Origin of the sequence: Streptomyces sp. NPDC056160, from assembly GCF_042268205.1 — a bacterium.
Taxonomy (GTDB): domain Bacteria; phylum Actinomycetota; class Actinomycetes; order Streptomycetales; family Streptomycetaceae; genus Streptomyces.
The window spans coordinates 1-16,841 of record NZ_JBHJUW010000113.1 but is presented as its reverse complement, the minus strand read 5'-3'; the positions used below and the strand labels follow the sequence as shown (position 1 = coordinate 16,841).

11 protein-coding genes and 2 pseudogenes are annotated in these 16,841 nt (G+C 70.5%); 6 read left to right on the top strand and 7 right to left on the bottom strand.

Translation table 11 applies throughout. From position 1 onward, the window contains the following. Positions 1–380 precede the first annotated feature (380 nt). On the bottom strand, positions 381–1,157 hold the full coding sequence (locus ACFC02_RS31485; RefSeq protein ID WP_376364735.1) for a hypothetical protein: 777 nt from the start codon (positions 1,155–1,157) through the stop codon (positions 381–383). Positions 1,158–2,519: 1,362 nt separating this feature from the next. On the opposite strand from ACFC02_RS31485, the gene ACFC02_RS31480 reads away from it, so the two are divergent. After that, positions 2,520–3,353 carry a PIG-L family deacetylase gene (locus tag ACFC02_RS31480; RefSeq protein ID WP_360970802.1) on the top strand — a complete coding sequence of 278 codons (834 nt, stop codon included), beginning with the start codon at positions 2,520–2,522 and terminating at the stop codon, positions 3,351–3,353. 60 nt (positions 3,354–3,413) lie between these two features. Here the strand turns inward: ACFC02_RS31480 and ACFC02_RS31475 are convergent. After that, positions 3,414–3,637, bottom strand: a pseudogene (locus ACFC02_RS31475) (IS5/IS1182 family transposase); the annotation flags it as partial. Positions 3,638–3,890: 253 nt separating this feature from the next. On the opposite strand from ACFC02_RS31475, the gene ACFC02_RS31470 reads away from it, so the two are divergent. Next, positions 3,891–4,301 (top strand): hypothetical protein, encoded by a 411-nt coding sequence (locus ACFC02_RS31470; RefSeq protein WP_376364731.1) that lies wholly within the window; start codon positions 3,891–3,893, stop codon positions 4,299–4,301. Continuing rightward, on the top strand, positions 4,298–5,620 hold the full coding sequence (locus tag ACFC02_RS31465) for a caspase domain-containing protein (RefSeq protein ID WP_376364728.1): 1,323 nt from the start codon (positions 4,298–4,300) through the stop codon (positions 5,618–5,620). The genes ACFC02_RS31470 and ACFC02_RS31465 overlap by 4 nt, the downstream gene beginning before the upstream one ends. Positions 5,621–5,793: 173 nt before the next feature. Here ACFC02_RS31465 and ACFC02_RS31460 read toward each other — a convergent pair whose 3' ends face one another. The 4 genes and pseudogenes from ACFC02_RS31460 to ACFC02_RS31445 form a co-directional block, all read right to left on the bottom strand. Next, positions 5,794–6,720 (bottom strand): NADP-dependent oxidoreductase, encoded by a 927-nt coding sequence (locus ACFC02_RS31460; protein WP_376364744.1) that lies wholly within the window; start codon positions 6,718–6,720, stop codon positions 5,794–5,796. Further along, entirely contained in the window at positions 6,717–7,622 is a 906-nt protein-coding gene (locus ACFC02_RS31455) for an alpha/beta hydrolase (protein ID WP_376364725.1), read from the bottom strand. Before ACFC02_RS31455 ends, ACFC02_RS31460 begins: the two co-directional genes overlap by 4 nt. Positions 7,623–8,022: 400 nt before the next feature. After that, a pseudogene (locus tag ACFC02_RS31450) lies at positions 8,023–8,343 on the bottom strand (SDR family NAD(P)-dependent oxidoreductase); the annotation flags it as partial. After that, a complete protein-coding gene (locus tag ACFC02_RS31445; RefSeq protein ID WP_376364722.1) occupies positions 8,340–9,101 on the bottom strand; it encodes an SDR family oxidoreductase in 762 nt (253 codons plus the stop codon). The gene ACFC02_RS31445 and the pseudogene ACFC02_RS31450, both read right to left, overlap by 4 nt. A 134-nt stretch (positions 9,102–9,235) precedes the next feature. Between ACFC02_RS31445 and ACFC02_RS31440 the strand changes: the two genes are divergently transcribed. Beyond that, positions 9,236–10,153 (top strand): LysR family transcriptional regulator, encoded by a 918-nt coding sequence (locus ACFC02_RS31440; RefSeq protein WP_376364719.1) that lies wholly within the window; start codon positions 9,236–9,238, stop codon positions 10,151–10,153. Between the two features lie 231 nt (positions 10,154–10,384). Here ACFC02_RS31440 and ACFC02_RS31435 read toward each other — a convergent pair whose 3' ends face one another. Continuing rightward, positions 10,385–11,536: a PP2C family protein-serine/threonine phosphatase gene (locus tag ACFC02_RS31435; protein ID WP_376364716.1), complete on the bottom strand. Its 1,152-nt coding sequence runs from the start codon at positions 11,534–11,536 to the stop codon at positions 10,385–10,387. 661 nt (positions 11,537–12,197) lie between these two features. On the opposite strand from ACFC02_RS31435, the gene ACFC02_RS31430 reads away from it, so the two are divergent. Together ACFC02_RS31430 and ACFC02_RS31425 are read left to right on the top strand one after the other, a co-directional pair. Beyond that, on the top strand, positions 12,198–13,391 hold the full coding sequence (locus ACFC02_RS31430) for an MFS transporter (RefSeq protein ID WP_376364713.1): 1,194 nt from the start codon (positions 12,198–12,200) through the stop codon (positions 13,389–13,391). A 770-nt stretch (positions 13,392–14,161) separates the two neighbouring features. Continuing rightward, positions 14,162–16,684: an SdrD B-like domain-containing protein gene (locus ACFC02_RS31425; protein ID WP_376364710.1), complete on the top strand. Its 2,523-nt coding sequence runs from the start codon at positions 14,162–14,164 to the stop codon at positions 16,682–16,684. The last annotated feature ends 157 nt before the right edge of the window (positions 16,685–16,841 follow it).

The following is a 16,841-nucleotide window of genomic DNA, read 5'->3' as shown; positions in this document are numbered from 1 at the left end:
CAGTCGGACTTTCGTCTCCTGAGGTAGCTGTCGAGGCGATGTAATGCCTCCGAAGCGCACAGCTGGCATTCTTGCAGTACAGGCAGGAGCCCCGTCGAGGAAAACCTCGGCGGGGCTCCTGCTGCGTTCGACGGCATTGCGCTCGACCGCATCAGGGCTTCGGGTCGTCAGCGTGACCACCCCCTGTGAGGTGGTCCGCGAGCGGGCAGCCGGCCGCAGACGGGAACACAAGTGGTGGCGCACTTCCGTACGTTGCTGCTCCCCGGCGGCGTGAAGCCGTGCCCCTGGGCGTATGCGGATCGGTGCCGCAGCCGCCCAGGCGGTGGAGGTCGACCCCAGGTGGGTCGAGCGCTGGGCAGACCTCGGGCGCACACACCGGATCACTGGATGTCCTTGCGGGAGACGGCTACATAGCCGACGAAGCCGAGAATGGCCACCAGCCACGCAAGCGTGACCGGCCCCAGCCCCCAGTCGAGTCCGCCCCGGTCGTGGCCGACCGCCATCCAGTCGGCGATGGAGGCACCGAGGGGGCGGGTCAGGACGTACGCCGCCCAGAACGCGGCCACCGCGTTCAGGCCGCCCCATCGGTGAGTGAGGGCCGGGACCGCGATCGCGGCGCCGTACAGGACGGCGGAGCCCAGGTAACCGAGGCCGATCGTGGCTGTGAGGTCCCCGGAAGCCGTGCCCAGCGCGAACGTTGCCAGCACCGCCGCCCAGTAGAAGGTCTCACGCCGCCGGGTGTGGATGCTGTGGATGGACAAGGTGCCCTCACTGCGATACCAGAGGACGAAGACGGCAGCCAGCGCGGCCATGAACAACGGGGTCGAGAGCGTGTAGGAGACACCGAGGCCGACGTGCAGGACGTCGGCGGCCATCGTGCCGAAGACGCTGACCATGACGATCGCCGTCCAGTAGATCCAGGCAACGTATCGCCGAACGGCGAACTGCACCGCCAGGGCGGCCACCAGGGCGATGCCGCCCAGTCCCACAGCCGCGATCGGACCGAGCGCGCGAGCCAGGAAGTCGGAGGCCGTCTCGCCCATGCCGGTCGTCAGCACCTTGATGATCCAGAAGTAGGCGGTCACTTCCGGGACCTTGCTCCGCGCACGACGCGTGCGGTTCAGGAGACGGTCGTGCATGAGGTGATCAGTCGTCATGACGGGCACGATGACACGACGCCCCGCAGTTGCCCCAGACCTCTTTGCCAGACCTTTGGCGCAACTGGTGCTCAGGTTGCCCGAGCCTCCTCCGAACCTGAACGCAACCTGAACACGGTGGTCAACGAGCTGATCAACGACGTATGGCAGGAGCATGTTGGTGTATAAGCAGCTCGACGCATGCTTGCGGTACGACATCACGCCGCTGGCCGGGAGCTCGGCAGTGATCCGCCTGAACTCATACGTCTTTCCGGGGCACTGAGAATCCGCCGGGTGAGCGCGGAGCCGGCGGCTTTCTTCGTGGGGCGGGCCGGTGCGATCCTCGGCCACCGGTAGGGCCTTGACCAGAATGGATGCGGCACGGTGCGCAGCCGCTTCTCGCCGCAGGCGCGGCGGTGGTCGGGCACGAGCTCCAAGCGCCTCACCAGGTCGTCCCGCCCGCACAACGGTCAGCCACTCGGTGCAGGATGTCACGTTCCAGATCGAGCTCGCGGACCTGCTTGCGCAAGGCTGCGTTCCCCGCGTCCTGTGCGGACTCCGCAGCCGTCGCGGACCGCTCGGAGTTCTGCCGCGGCCTCGATCCACTGCCGGCTGTGTCTCCTGGTTCACACCGAGCTCGACGGCGATGCGTGAGTCAGACGTGCCCGGCGAACGGGCCAACGCCGTCACAACGGGTCCCGCACCGGCATCGCAGCGGCTGCTCCTGCCCCTTGCTGCGCGGTGTCGGGGCGGGAAGCGTCCGCCTGAATGCACTGCTGCTTCACCCACTCCGGCGGCCACATCGCGGCTCTGCTCCGCTGGTTCCCCAGCCAGACCTCGGACTTCAGCTCGTGTAGTTCACCGCCCGCTTGCCGGTCTGCGTACGACGCACGGGTGGGCCTTTCACCCTCAGCTGCGGGCTCGATCCCGATGACTGCTGGGCACATCCACCACTGGACGCCTGTGAGGTGGTCCCAGTCGAGCCGTGCCGGACCGACCGCACCCGCGGGCGAAGGTCCTCGCGCTGGTACACGACGTTCGCCCGGCTCCCGGGCGAGTGGGGGGAAGAGCGGTTACGTCGAGTTCGACGGCCGTCGGAACGCGCTCTGGTCGACGCCGGGAACCAGGCGTTGAACGACCGGATGTCCAACGCCGGCGGCAAGCTCCGGAAGACCGCCTCGTGATCCGGTGCCGAGATGTTCGGTGCATGCCGGGAACAGTCTGGTCGGGCGGAACTGTTGGACGGACCGAGGGACCGGGGCCGCACAGGTGGGGAACACCGAGAACATGACATCGTGGGCCCGGCGGGACCCGGGCCCTCGGGGTCGCGGTACGCCCGCCGCGCACCCGGACCGACATGTATGCCTACAGGAGGACTGTCCCATGACCGACCGGCCCTTGACGCTGATGGCGGTGCACGCGCACCCCGACGACGAGGCCACCGGAACCGGAGGAGTCCTCGCGCGCTACGCGGCGGAGGGCATCCGCACGGTTCTCGTCACGTGTACCGACGGCGGTTGCGGGGACGGGCCGGGAGGTGTCAAGCCCGGCGATCCGGGACACGATCCGGCGGCCGTCGCGTTGATGCGTCGTCAAGAGCTCGAAGCGAGCTGTGAAGTCCTGAAGGTCAGCGACCTGGAGATGCTCGACTACGCCGACTCCGGGATGATGGGCTGGCCGAGCAATGACGCCCCCGGATCCTTCTGGCAGACCCCCGTGGAAGAAGGCGCTGCCCGACTCGCTGAACTCATGCGGCACTACCGACCCGATGTGGTCGTCACCTACGACGAGAACGGCTTCTACGGACACCCCGACCACATCCAGGCCCACCGCATCACAATGGCGGCACTGAAGATGACCGCGCTCACCCCGAAGGTGTACTGGACGACTATGCCCCGCTCGGGGATGCAGCGGTTCGGTGAGATCATGCGCGAGTTCCATGAGGACATGCCGGAGCCGGATCCCGCCGAGGCCGCCGCGATGGCCGAGATAGGCCTTCCCGACGACGAGATCACCACGTGGGTGGACGCCACCGCGTTCAGCGGTCAGAAGTTCGACGCGCTGGCCGCGCACGCCAGCCAGGGCGAGAACATCTTCTTCCTCAAAATGGGCCAGGAGCGGTTCGGCGAGTTGATGGGCATGGAGACCTTCGTACGTGTCCAGGACGCCACCGGCGCGGCCCTGCCCGAGGACGATCTCTTCGCCGGACTGCGTTGATCCGACTTCCGAAGAGTGTTCGGCCCGATGAGGTTGTTCGTTCGAAGTTCAGGCGGCGACCGCCGACGCCCCCTTTCGGCGGGCTTCGGCGGCGTGCTGATGAGCGCGACTGACGGTGGAGTCGACCGGCCCGGCCCATCCGACGGCTCCGACAGCATCCTCGCGGACCTGCACGTACTCCGGCAGCCTCGCCCGGGCCCTTGGATCGCATCGCAGCGAGCGAACCGCTCGTAGACGGTCTTCCAGTGCCCATGGGGTGCCGGCGAGTCCCGCCCGGACGGACCGGCCAGGCCGGCGCACCGTGGAATGGCGAGGACGGGTCACTTCCGGGGGCCGCTGCGCTTCCCCGGCCGGTTACGCCGGCGGCCGGCCCACGGGGAGGAACGGGAGACCGGTCCCGCCGGCGGCGGGTACGCGGACGATTTGGCGAGCATGGCCGGGCCGTTGCCGACGCGCAGGCGGGAACCAGGGGAGGGGCGGCAAGTCCTGCTCACAACTTGCCTGCGCGGCCGGCGTCGTTGAGGGCAGGATGTCCCCATGGTGAAGTACGGGGACAGCGGCAGTGAAAGTTCCTCCGGGCAGGACACGTTGGTGATTCGGGTGTCCGCCGGTCCGGGCGTGGGCGCCGAGAGGAGTCTGGTCTCGCTGCGGGATTGGCTCGCTGCGGAGGAAACGCTGCGTGGCAGGGTGGAACTGCGTGTCCAGGCGCCGCAGCCGGGGCAGATGGGATCCGCGTTCGACGTGCTGGCAGTGGCGCTCGGCTCCGGCGGGGCAGGAGCCGTACTGGCCCGCTCGTTGTCGACCTGGCTGGTGCAGCGCCGCGCGGACGTCACCGTGCGACTGAGCCGGCAGGACGGGAGAGAGGTCACCGTCGAGGTCCAGCGGGCGCGCGATCCGCAGGCAGTGATCCAGGCGGTCAGCCGCTTGCTGGACGGCGGCGAGGCGTGAACCGCAGCAGGCCCCGTTTCCCCGACCCTGCTGCTTCCCGCGCGGTCCTCATCGGGTGCGGCGACTTCGACGACACCGACCTGCCGGCGATCCCCGCCGTGAACTCCAACCTCGCCGACCTCCGGGCGGCGCTCACGGAAGACACGTACGGCATCCTGCCGACCGCGCACTGCCGGGTGCTGGCCGATCCAGCCGATCAGCGCAGCGTCGGCATGGCACTCGCCTCCGCGGCGCGCGACGCGGAGGACCTGCTGCTGGTCTACTACACCGGACACGGACTGCTGGACGAGGACGGGCTGCTCCACCTCGCCCTGTCCTCCACCGACCCTGCCCACGCCGCCTTCACCGGCATCCCCGTCGAACTGGTCAGACGCAGCCTCGGCCGGGCCCGGGCCCGCCTGCGCGTACTGGTGCTGGACTGCTGCTTCTCCGGTCGTGCGGTGGCCGCCATGACCGAATCCGGCAGCCTGTTCTCAGCCCAACTCGATGTGAGCGGCACCTACACCCTCACCTCCACCACGGCCAACGCCCCCTCACACGCGCCACCCGGCCAACGGCACACCGCCTTCACCGCTGCCCTGCTCGACGCACTGAACCAGCCCACGCCGCTCACCCTGGACGGTATTCACCAGCACATCGACACCCTGTTGCAAGGTGCGGGGCTGCCCCGGCCGCAAAGACGCTCCGTCAACGCCGCGGGAGACTTCGCCCTGGCCCACGGGCCCGTTCCGTTGGGCGCGACGGCCCCGAACGCCGACGCGGAAGAGATCCGCTTCCGCGAGCAGCCTCACCGCCCGCCCACCCGGAGCCACCGCGAGACCGTGGAAGCCGTCCTGTGGGGGGTGGGTGTGATTGCGCTGATGCTGCTGATGGCGCTGTTCGGGGGGTGGCGACCGGTCTTGATCACCGGTGCCGCAGGAACCGTGCTCGCGGGGCTGGTCCTCCTCCCGAACCTGCTCCGGCGAGGCGTCCACTACGACCTCGTCGTCAACAGAGACGGTCTCGGCACCGACCATGGCAGGCATTCAGCTCACGTGCCCTGGAAAGACATCGAGTGCGTGGGCGTCGTGCGCCGGGCGCCCGGAACCGTGATCGTCGCCGACGCGCTCATTGCGCGGCTGAAAGCCGGCGCACCGCGCCCGCAAGGCTTCCGAAAGGGGCTGAACAAACGTCTCCCGGACCAGCGCTACGTGGTCATCGGCACACTGGGCGTCCACGGGGCCGACCCCGTGCGCCTGCGCTCGGCTGTCGAACACTTCGCCGGTGGCATCTACCGCACCGACAAAGAACTCCTGGACATGGACCCACGGCTACGCTGACCTCCCCGCTGCGGGTACGGGCGGCTGACCAGGCCGCGCGTGCTGCGGGGCGGCCGCGCGCCGCCGACCGCGCCGGTCAAGATGATCCTTGACCGACGAGGGTCGGTCCGGAACCCGCCACGAAGCCGTCGAGGGTGCCGCGCCGGTAGTGCAGGTGTGCAGGGACCCTGGGCTCACGGGAGGAGGACGACCTTGCCCAACGGATGGTCGTGTTCCAGGTGGGTGAAGGCCGCCCGGACCTCGGACAGCGGATGGGTCCGGCTGACCTGCGCCTCGATCCGGCCGGCCGCCGCCAGCCCGGCCAGCTCGGTCAGTACCGCCCGATCGGTGCCCTCGGCACTTCCCTGAGACCGGGTGCCGAGCGCGGCGGCGGCGCCGTAGTCGAGTGTGTTGACCCGGCGGGGGAGCACCCCCAAGGAGAGCGCGATCCGCGGGTAGTCGCCGCCGTGGAAGTCGAGGAAGGCGTGCGCCGCGCCGCCCCCGTCGCCCTTGATCGTCCGGCGGAGGCGTTCGGTGACTCCGCTTCCGTATTCGGCGAAGGCGGCGCCTTGGGACTCCAGCCAGTCCTGGTGCCGTGCGGAGGCGACCGCGACCACGTGTGCCCTGCGCAGACGCAGGAGCTGGACGGCGAGACTGCCGACCCCGCCGGTCGCCCCGCTGACCACGACCGTCTCGCCTGCCCGCGGATCGACAGCGGCGACCGCCGCCCAGGCCGTGCTGCCCGCGACGTAGAGGGCGCCGGCGGTGGCCCAGGGGAGCCCGGCGGGCTTGCGGACGAGCTGGTCCTCCGGGACGACGACGTACTCGGCGTGACTGGACCGCTCCCAGGACCAGCCGAGGACCGGGTCCCCGGGCGCCCAGCCGGTCACCGCGGCCCCGGTCGCGGTGACGGTGCCGGCCAGATCGCTGCCCTGCCCGGAAGGGAAGACCGCGGGGAACCGCTCGTGCAGGGCCCCGGTCCGGATCTTGGCCTCGCCCGGGTTGATCCCGGCGGCCCGCACCCGGACCAGGACGTCCCGCGGGGCGAGCGGACGCGGTTCGACGTCCTCGACGCCGAGCACGTCGATGCCTCCGTAGCGGTGGAAACGTACGGCCTTCACCGGCGACCCTCCGGCCGGACGTGACTGTCGATGAAGGCGGCGACCTGGTCGAGGGCCTGCGCCGCCTCGTCGACGACCGGGGCGAACCCCTGGAAGACGTGCGGTGCCCCGGGGAAGGTCCGCAGAGTGACCGGGACGTCGGCGTGGGCGGCCCGCGCGGCCAGCCGCAGGGCGTCGTCGAGCAGGATCTCCCGGCCGCCGGCCTGGATCAGCAGGGGCGGCAGTCCGCACAGATCGGCGTGGAGCGGGCTGGCCGGCGGGCTGTGTGGATCCGCCCCGGCGAGGTAGTCGGCGGCCCGGGTCCGAAGGGCCCGGCGGGTGAGTACCGGGTCCGCGTCGGCCCGGGTGTCCATGGTGCTGCCGGACTGGGTGAGGTCCGCCCATGGGGACAGGACGGTCGCGGACGACGGTTGCGGCAGCCCCGCCTCCCGGATCGCCAGCAGCAGGGCGAGGGCGAGGCCACCGCCGGCCGACTCGCCGATGACCGCGATCGAGTCGGCCGGCACGCCTCGGTCGAGCAGCGCCCGGTACGCGGCGAGGGCGTCGTCCACGGCTGCCGGGAAGGGATGCTCGGGGGCGAGCCGGTAGTCGACGGAGAGGATGGTGACGGCGGTGCGCCGGGCGATCTCGGAGACCAGGCCGACACTGGCGGCGGCGGAACCGAGCGCGTAGGCGCCGCCGTGGAAGTACAGCACGGTGCCGGCAGACGCGGTGGCACCGACGCGTACCTCGACGGCGGGCACCGTGCCCAGCTCGGTGGTCCGGGTGCGGACGTCGTCGGGCAACGGCGCGGAGCCGAGCATCTCGTCGAAGACACGGCGCATCTTCTCGACGTCGCCGCCGAGGTCCAGCGGAGAGTTCTGCAGCAGTTCCGATACGGAGTCCAGCTGACTGCGGGTCATGTCGTCCATTCCTTACGAGGGGAGGTGGTCGGTGAAGGGAGGGTTGCGGGGCGGCCCACGCTCGGGCGATGTGCAGGACCTCTTCGAGCCCCATGCGCCGTACGAAGTCCGAGCGGGCCTCCAGCACCGCGGAGTTGGCCTGCTCGACCATCGAACGGGTCAGGTCCACCACGCTGCGGAAAGGGCGCTCGCCGAAGGGCAGGGACAGGATCCTGGTGATCTCCTCGGCGACCACCACCGGATCGGCCTCGGTGCCCGGGGTGAACAGGCCTTCCGTGGCCTCCTCGTCGCGGGCGGCCAGGGGGTCCAGGGCCCGGTAGCCGGCGGTGACACCAGTGGCGTCCACGGGCCGTCCCGCTCCGGGGAAGTGGTCGGTCCCCTGAGTGGAAGCGCCCGGCATGACGATCACCGTCTCGATGCCCAGCGGGGCGACCTCGTAGGAGGTCACCAGGACCAACGAGTCCATCGCCGCCTTCGACACCACGTACGGGCCGGGGAACGGTGGTGTGGTCACCGGGATGGTGCTGCCCACATAGAGGAGAGTGCCGCTGCCCTGCCCGCGCAGGTGCGGCAGCGCGGCCCGGTTGAGCCGCTGGACGCCGAGGGCGTTGACGTCGACAAGGTGGTCGATCTCCTCGGCGGTGAACGCCTCGTCGTAGCCGGTGACCAGGTGACCGGCATCGTGGAGGAGGAGAGAGACGGAAGAGGTGGAGGGGGTCAGGCGATGCCGCCGTTGCTGAACAGCACCTGCCCGTTGACCCAGCGGCCGCCGGGGCCGGCCAGGAAGGCGACGGCCTCGGCGATGTCCTCGGGGGTGCCGAGCCGCTCCAGGGGCGTGGCGGCGGCGATCCGGCCGATCACCTCCTCGCTCTTGCCCTCGCTGAAGAGCGGTGTCGCGGTCGGCCCGGGGGCCACTGCGTTGACAGTGACGTCCCGGCCGCGCAGTTCGCGTGCAAGGATCAGGGTCATGGCCTCGACCGCGCCCTTGGTCGCCGCGTAGCCGCCGTAACCGGGCTGCTGGAGCCGGGTCACCGAGGTGGAGAAGTTGATCAGTGCGCCGCCGGGACGCAGTCTGCGGGCGGCGAGCCGGGAGACGACGAAGGTGCCGCGGACGTTGACCCGGTGCATGCGGTCGAAGTCGTCCAGTTCCATCTCGGCGAGTGGGGCCAGCAGCATGATCCCGGCGGTGTTGACGACCACGTCGATGCCGCCGAAGCGTTGTACCACGGCGTCGAAGAGTCCCGTCATCTCCGCCGGCTCGGCGACGTCGCCGGGCAGGGCCACCGCCGAGCCGCCCGCTGCGGTGACCGCCTCGACGACTGCATCGGCCTTCGCCGCGCCGCCCGCGTAGTGGACGACGACGGCCATGCCGTCCGCGGCCAGCCGACGCGCGACCGCGCCGCCGATGCCGCCCGACCCGCCGGTCACCAGGGCCACCCTGGGCCGGTTGGATCCGTTCTGCGATCTCGCGCCGTTCATGACTCCTCCTGAATCCGGCATCCGCACGGACGCCTGGCGCTCGGAAGTGCGCGGGCGGTCGCCCGGCTACCGGATCAACACTCCGCCACCTGCCATTATTTGTCCAATGCATAGTTGAGATTTAGAGTATTCGGATGGTGCATATTGAACGGGTCGACCTCAACCTGCTGGCTCCGCTGGCCGCGCTGCTGGAGGAACGGCATGTCTCGCGCGCCGCCGAACTCGCCGGGGTGAGCCAGCCGGCGATGAGCAGGGCCCTGCAGCGGCTGCGGGACACCCTCGGCGACGAGCTGCTGGTGCGGACGCCGGGCGGATACCGGCTCACCCCGCGGGCCGAGCGGGTCCAGCGCCAACTGCGGGCGGTCGTGCCGCGGCTGGAGAGCCTGTTCGCCCCAGAGGGGTTCGATCCCGCCGAGGCGGCTGAGGCGTTCCGGGTCGCGGGGACCGACTACACCCGGGTGTTCGCCCCCGCGGTCTTCCAACGTGTCTTCCGGGAGTCGCCGCGCTCCACACTGCACTTCCGCACCTGGCACGACACCATCTACGAGGACCTCGACCGTGGCGTCGTCGACCTGGTGTTCTTCGCCAGGTCGGAGCCGGCCACCGCACTGCACACCGAGCATCTCTTCGACGACCGGTTCATGTGCGTGCTCTCCGCGGACCACCCGCTGGCCGAACAGCCGGGGATCGCCCTGGACGAGTACATGGAAGCCACCCATGTGATCGTCGGCACCATCGGTGAGCGCCAGACCGCGATCGATCGGCGCCTGGAGGATCTCGGGGCGCGCCGCCGGGCCGGACTGACCGTGCCCTACCACTCCCTGGCCGTGCGCTCGGTCCCGGGCACCCGGCTGATCCTCACGCTTCCCGCGCGGCTACTCACGGAGCAGCGCGCGGACCCGGGGATCCGGATCCTGCCCGCCCCCCACGAAATCCGCGCGCTGGACTACCGGATGGCCTGGCACCCCCGACTCGACGGCGACCTGGGGCAGCGCTGGTTCCGGGACGCCGTTCGCGCCGTCACCGCTGAACTTCCGAAGTCGCCCCAGTAGTTGTTCCGACAGCCGGCCGGCGCTTCACCCGAGCGGGGCCCAGGGAGTAGGCGTCCAGGCGGAAGAACGGTTCCGGTCCTGATCGAGGCCGGCGACCGCAGCACCTTCCCGACACCGCGCCGGGCTGCCTGAACTGGGTCGGCGCGGCGTCGTGCGAGGGCCGAGTGCCGAGCGTGACCGCCGGCGCCGGCGGCGCAGCTCAGGGCCAGGTGGGGCCGGCCTCCCCCCTCGTCAGGGTGTGTCTTCTGTGAGGTGTGTCCGGTGGAGGCGGTGAGTGACGCAGCGCTCGATGACGAGGAGGGCGGCGTCGTCTTCGGGTTCGTGGCCGACATGATCGACCAGGTCACGATGGATCTCGCGAACCAGGGCCTCGGGTGTGGAGGCGCGGCACAAGGCGGCGCACTGGCTGAGCGGGTAGAAGGCTCCGCTCGGCGAGCGGGCTTCGACGACACCGTCCGTGTAGAGCAGCAGCATGTCACCGGCCTCGAAAGCGAACGTGTCGGTGCGGAAACGGGACTCGAGAGGCTGGCACATGCCCAAGGGGGGTGCGGGATGCCGTGCGTGCAGGGCCGTTACGTGGTGATCGTGCCGCAGCAGGGGTGGAGGGTGGCCGCAGCTGACCATCTCGGCCGGCGAGTCCTGGTCGGGGATGTCCAGCAGCAGGGCGGTGATGAAGTGCTCACCCGGATCGTCCTCGGTGTCCGCCACCTCCTCCAGATTCCGGGCCACGCTCTCCTCCAGGGCCGCCGCGAGGTCGGACAAGGTGGTGTAGCGGTGAGCACCCTCGCGGAACGCACCCAGCACGATGGAGGCCTCGCCGATGGCAGCCAGGCCCTTGCCCCGGACGTCGCCGATGATCACACGGGTGCCGGGCCGGTCGGTGCGGGCCAGCGCGAACAGGTCGCCACCGATGCGGGTCTCGTCCTCCGCGGCCAGATACAGCCAAGCCACCCGCAGCGGCCCCATCCGGCGCGGCGGCGGCCGCAGCAACGCGAGCTGCGCCGTCTCGGCCACCGACCGTGCCCGGCTCAGTTCGCGGCCACGCCGCTCGCGCACATGACAGACGAAGACCACCAAGGCCGAGAGCACGGTCAGCGCGGTGATCTGCGCCAGATGGTTGGGCGTGGTCAACCCGCCGTGGAACACGGCGATGCTCACCTGGGCGGCCACAGCCAGTGCACCGAGCAGCGCAGTGAGCCACGGGCCGGCCAACGACGCGGTGAGGGCCGGCGCAATCACCAGGAAGGGGCCCAGATGGACGTCCTGCGGGGAAGTCAGGTCCGCCACGGTGATCGCGACGACCAGAACAAAGGCAACCACCACCACCCCGCGGCCCGACGGTTGCTCCAGGAAGCGGTCCACCGACACACGCCGCACATTCATACAACCGGTGTACCCCTGTTCCCGGACACGCGCCCGCGTGCCGAGGCCCCGTCTGCCCACACCGTGGGCAGACGACGAAACCGGGCACACATGCCGGTCAGGGCGTGGTGACCACGCTCCGGTGCCGCCCTGTCACACGCGGCGGCGACGATGTACTCCTGCCAGGTGCCGGCCACATGGGGGCCGGGTACCGCCGGGGTCCACAACGGCCACCACGCGCTCGCCGCCTTTCGATCCTTCGTCGTTCGGCCCGGGGCATCAATACAGTCCACACACTCCATGGGCCCGCGATTCCAGCCGCAGGACATCGGCAGGCCCCCCGGCCTCCGAAAAAGTCCACGCCTCCCTGGTGCGCACAGGCCGACGGATTTCCGACGCAGGACACTGGTCATCCGGGCGCCTGCCCCGTCTGGTCCGGGAGCGGACGCGGTCGAAAGGCCACGGCGCACCGGCCGTCTGACCGGAGTCCCATGACCGCGGCGAGGAACGCCGCAGCCGAGAGCGCCGACGTCCAGCTGGGCGAAATTCACCGGGCCGCCAGCTTCCGGAACCCGATGGGCGCGGCAACATCCGCCGCCATTCTGGCCACCGCGACCGGGTCGGCGCTCGCCGACATCACGATCACGGCCATTCCAGGCCGATTTCCAGCAATACTGCTCCCGTGACCGAGCCCGCCGCCGTTCCCCCGCCGACCGCCGGGCGTGCTCCGGTATGGCTGACCCGCAACGTCAAAGTGCTGTGCGGGGTGTCCTTCCTCCAGGACGCGGCCAGCGAACTTCTCTATCCGATTCTTCCGATCTTCCTGACAGTGGTTCTCGGCGCACCGCCCGCCGCCGTCGGTGCCATCGAGGGTGTCGCGGAAGGCGCCGCATCTTTCACCAAGGTCGCCGCGGGCCGGCTCGCGGACCGCATCCCGCGCCGACCGCTCATCGGCGCCGGTTACGGGCTGGCCGCCATCGGCAAGCTGATCATCGCGCTCGCCTCCGCCTGGCCCCTGGTGCTCATTGCCCGCGTCACCGACCGCCTCGGTAAGGGCATGCGCGGCGCACCCCGCGACGCCCTCCTCGTCGAGGGCGTCGCCAGCGGACAGCGCGGCAAGGTGTTCGGGCTGCACCGAGCCGCCGACACCGCCGGCGCGGTCGTCGGCCCGCTCGCAGGCCTGGCGTTGTACGAGGCACTCGACCACCACCTGCGCCCCCTGTTCTGGGCCGCGGTGCTCCCAGCAGTGGCCTCGGTCGCCCTGGTCGCCGCTGTCCGCGACCCCCGGCCCCATGAAGGCGGCGCGCCCACGACGACCGCGACAACCCCCTGGCGGTCCCTGCCTCGCGCGTACTGGCGCGTCCTGGCCGTGCTGCTCGCCTTCAACCTGGTCAACTTCCCCGACGCGCTGCTCCTGCTACGCGCCCACGAGCTGGGGCTGCCCACGGCCGGGGTGGTGGGCGCGTACGCGGTGTACAACCTCGCCTACGCCGCTCTTTCCTATCCCGCCGGGGCCTTGTCCGACCGCTTGCCGCGCCCGCTGGTGTTCGCAGCCGGCCTGGTCTTCTTCGCCGCGGGGTATCTGGGCCTCGGCCTCATTCACGCGCCCTGGCTGGTCTTCGTCGTCCTGCCGCTGTACGGCGGATTCGCGGCTTGCACCGACGGCGTCGGCAAAGCCTGGATCTCCACTCTCGTTCCGGACCACCGGCAAGGCACCGCGCAGGGCCTGTACCAGGGCGCCACAGGTGCCGCCGTCCTGGCCGCCGGTGTCTGGGCCGGCCTCGCCTGGGGCAGCCAAGGCCGGCTTCCCCTCCTCATCTCCGGCAGCACCGCACTCCTGCTCGCGGCCACGTTGGCTCTCCTGCGGTTCCCGTGATCGGCGTCAGCAAGGAGAGGGAGCGTCTCCCCGCGGAACAAGCCGGGGAAGGCAAGCAGGGCGGCACTGCGTGTCATGGCCGATGCGGTCATGCCTCGCGGCGCGTGCCGACTGACGGTGCGCCCCCACCGGCACAGCAGACCGGCTCGACTGACGTCGGGCTGGGGGAATAGCGGGCTTTCCCCGCGGCAGACAGGGCTTTGCCTCTACTCGGCGCGAGCCATGGGGGAGTGGCGGGAGGGGAAGCAGCCGAAGCCGGTGGTCCGGCCGGGTCGGTCGATCGGGGCCGGCACCCGTGTTCACCGTCCTGTGCCGCGCCTCGGCAACGGCCCCCATCGGCCCGCCGGTAACGCAACTGCCCTGAGTGCACCGGCCATTCGGCAGATTCGGTCCCGGCGGATTCCAGGGGGTTCTGGTGGTGGCGGCGAGGCTCCAGCGCATAGAATTGTCGCGCGCTGCTCGCGATGGCGGTCGGTGCGGGTCGGTGGTGGGGGTGAGGGCGCCGTGATTGAGCTGCAAAACCAGGCCATTCAGGGCGGTTCTGCCCGGGGGTTTGAACGTGCGTTCGCTTTTCCTCGCCTCCGGTGCTTACGACTTGCCCGCAATACCCCAAGCGATCACCACAAAGCGGTCCACACAACAGCGGTGGGCGCTTTTTCTTTTCGTGGTGTTCCTCCCGCCCCGCATCCGTGCCCGAAGCCACGCGGCGGACGGGCAGGGCGCAGCGGGTGCGTCGTTTTCGAGACAAGAGAAGTGTGGAGTGTGATGCCATGAAACGAGTCGGCAGAGACTCGCGCCGGTCGGCCTGGAGACTTGTGGATCCGCTGGCGCGAACGAGCTTATCCGTTCTCTTACTGGCAGGCGGCGCCGTAGGGGCGACGGCTGGACCGGCCGCGGCTTCGGCCGCCGACGGCGCGCTGACGGTCGAAGTACTGCGCGACTTCTTCGGCACCGGCGTGCTCAACGCGACGATGGACGTGCCCCAGCGAGGCATGAAGGTGGAGGTCTCCGACCCGGCCGGGCACAAGGTCACCGGCGTCACGGATGCCACGGGCAAGGTCGTCGTGTCGGACTCGACCGTGTTGAGCGGCGGCCGGTACCGCGTCGACGTCAGCGTCCCGGCACCGTACAGCGGCCATCTGCGGGCGGCACCCGCGTCGACGGCGGAGAACCACTTCGACAGCTTCACGTCGTTCGTGGACGTGTCGGACGGGAAGGACGCCTCGGTGGTGACGGGCGTGTGGGATCCGGCCGACTACGCGCTGCCGGACTCACGGTACTTCGTGCCCGTCCACAACGGCGCCAACGGGACCGACAACCGGGCGTTGGTGGCGTTCGGGACGAAGGTCCGGGGCACGTGTCCCACCGATGTGGCGTGCCCGACCACACTGGCGACGCAGGACCAGGTGGGCACGACGTTCGGGCTGGCGTACGACAAGAACCGGACCCGGCTGTTCCAGAGCGCGTTCGCCCGCCGGTACGCTCCGTACGGGCCGCAGGGCGGGGGTGCCGTCTACACGGTGCCGGTCAACGGCTCGGGTGCGCCGGAGCTGTTCGCGCGGGTGCCGGACGCCACGGTGACGCGGCACGACAGCGCGAACATGATCAAGGACTCCGGGTTCACCGACGCGCCGGGCAAGGAGAGCATCGGCGGCCTGGCCCTGTCGGAGGACGGCTCCACGCTGTACGCGGTGAACCTGCTGTCCCGCAGCCTGGTGAGCTTCGACGCTACCGGGGCCACCGCCGCGGCGCCCAAGTCGACGGTCCCGATCCCGGACCCGGGGTGCGCGAGCCCCGAGGACTGGCGGCCGTTCGGTCTCCAGTTCCACGACAACACGCTGTACGTCGGCGGCGTGTGCAGCGCGGAGAGCACGCAGCAGCGCGCGGACCTGAAAGCCTTCGTCTCCACCTACGACGGCAAGCGGTTCACCACGGTGCTGAGCCACCCGCTCACGGACGTACGCGGCAGCGTCTTCGGTTCCGGTGACAAGGCCACCCACTGGAACCCGTGGAACACCAGCCCGGCCACGTGGGACGACCGGAAGGCGGGCAACGTCTTCATCGACCCGCAGCCGGAGCTCTCCTCCCTCGCCTTCGCCCGCGACGGCTCCATGATCCTCGGTTTCCGCGACCGGTTCATGGACGTGCTCAGCTGGGGCGGTCTGGACCCCCGCCCGGGGAACGACACGGCGGAGAACGGCATGTCCGGTGGTGACATCACCATGGTCTGCGCCACCCCCACCGGTGAGTACCAGTGGGAAGGCACCGGCAACTGCCCCAACCACGCCACCCCCGCCAACAACGGCGGCGAGGCCGCAGATGTCGTCGAATACTTCCCGGGCGACTTCTACGCCAACGCGCACCAGGAGACCGCGCTGGGGGCGGTGGCCTACATCCCGCAGCAGCAGTGGGTCGTCAGCACGGAGTTCGACCCGGTCGTCCACGTCGCGGCCTCAGGGACCGGGTACTACGACATCACGACCGGTCAGGGCCCGGGCAACAACCCGACCGCCAACGGGTTCCAGTTCGTCAGCCAGGAACAAGGCGGGTTCGGCAAGGCCGGCGGGCTCGGTGACATCGCGTACGCGGCGGCGAACGCGCCGATCCAGATCGGCAACGTCGTGTGGTTCGACGGCGACCACAACGGGATCCAGGACCCGGGGCACGTACTGCTGCCGGGGGCGACGATCAACCTGCTGGACGCGGACGGCAAACAGGTCGCAACGACCAAGACCGACGCCGCCGGCGAGTACTACTTCGGTGGCGTCGGCGCCGAGTACCAGCTCACACCGGGTGCGAGATACACGGTCCAGTTCGACGTGTGCACCGCGGACACCAGCAAGGTGCCCGAGCAGCCCCCGGCGAGCGAGCTGAGGTTCACGCTGCCGCGGGCCGGTGCCGACCGTGCGCACGACTCCAACGTGACCCCGCCGACCACCGGACCCCTGTGCAACGGCTCCGCGCCCGTCACGGCACCGGACAAGCCGGGCGGGGTCGATCACACGATCGACGCCGGGGTGTACATCCCGAAGGCGACCCCGAGCCCGTCGCCGACCCCGACACCGACCCCGTCGCCGACCCCGTCGCCGGGCCCGGCCTCGCCGCCGGCCTCCATGCCGCCGGCCCCCGCACCGCCCGCGAACAACCCGGCCCCGGCCGGTGGCGGCTCGGGTTCGCTGGCCCACACCGGTATGTCCGCGCTGCCGGAGATGGTCGCCGTCGTCGGTCTGCTGGTGGGTGCGGGCCTGGCCATCGCGTTCGTGAGCCGGAAACGCCGCACCCAGAAACACTGAGCGAACCGAACAACACTGATCTGCCCGCCCGTCGCCCGGATGGTGCGGTCGGGCAGATCACGTCTCGGCCGGTCCACGAGGACCGGCCGCGACGGGGGCTGTGACCCGCCCCCCGCGTGTCGCCCCCACCCCACGGCGGCGGGGGGAGAGGGCGAGC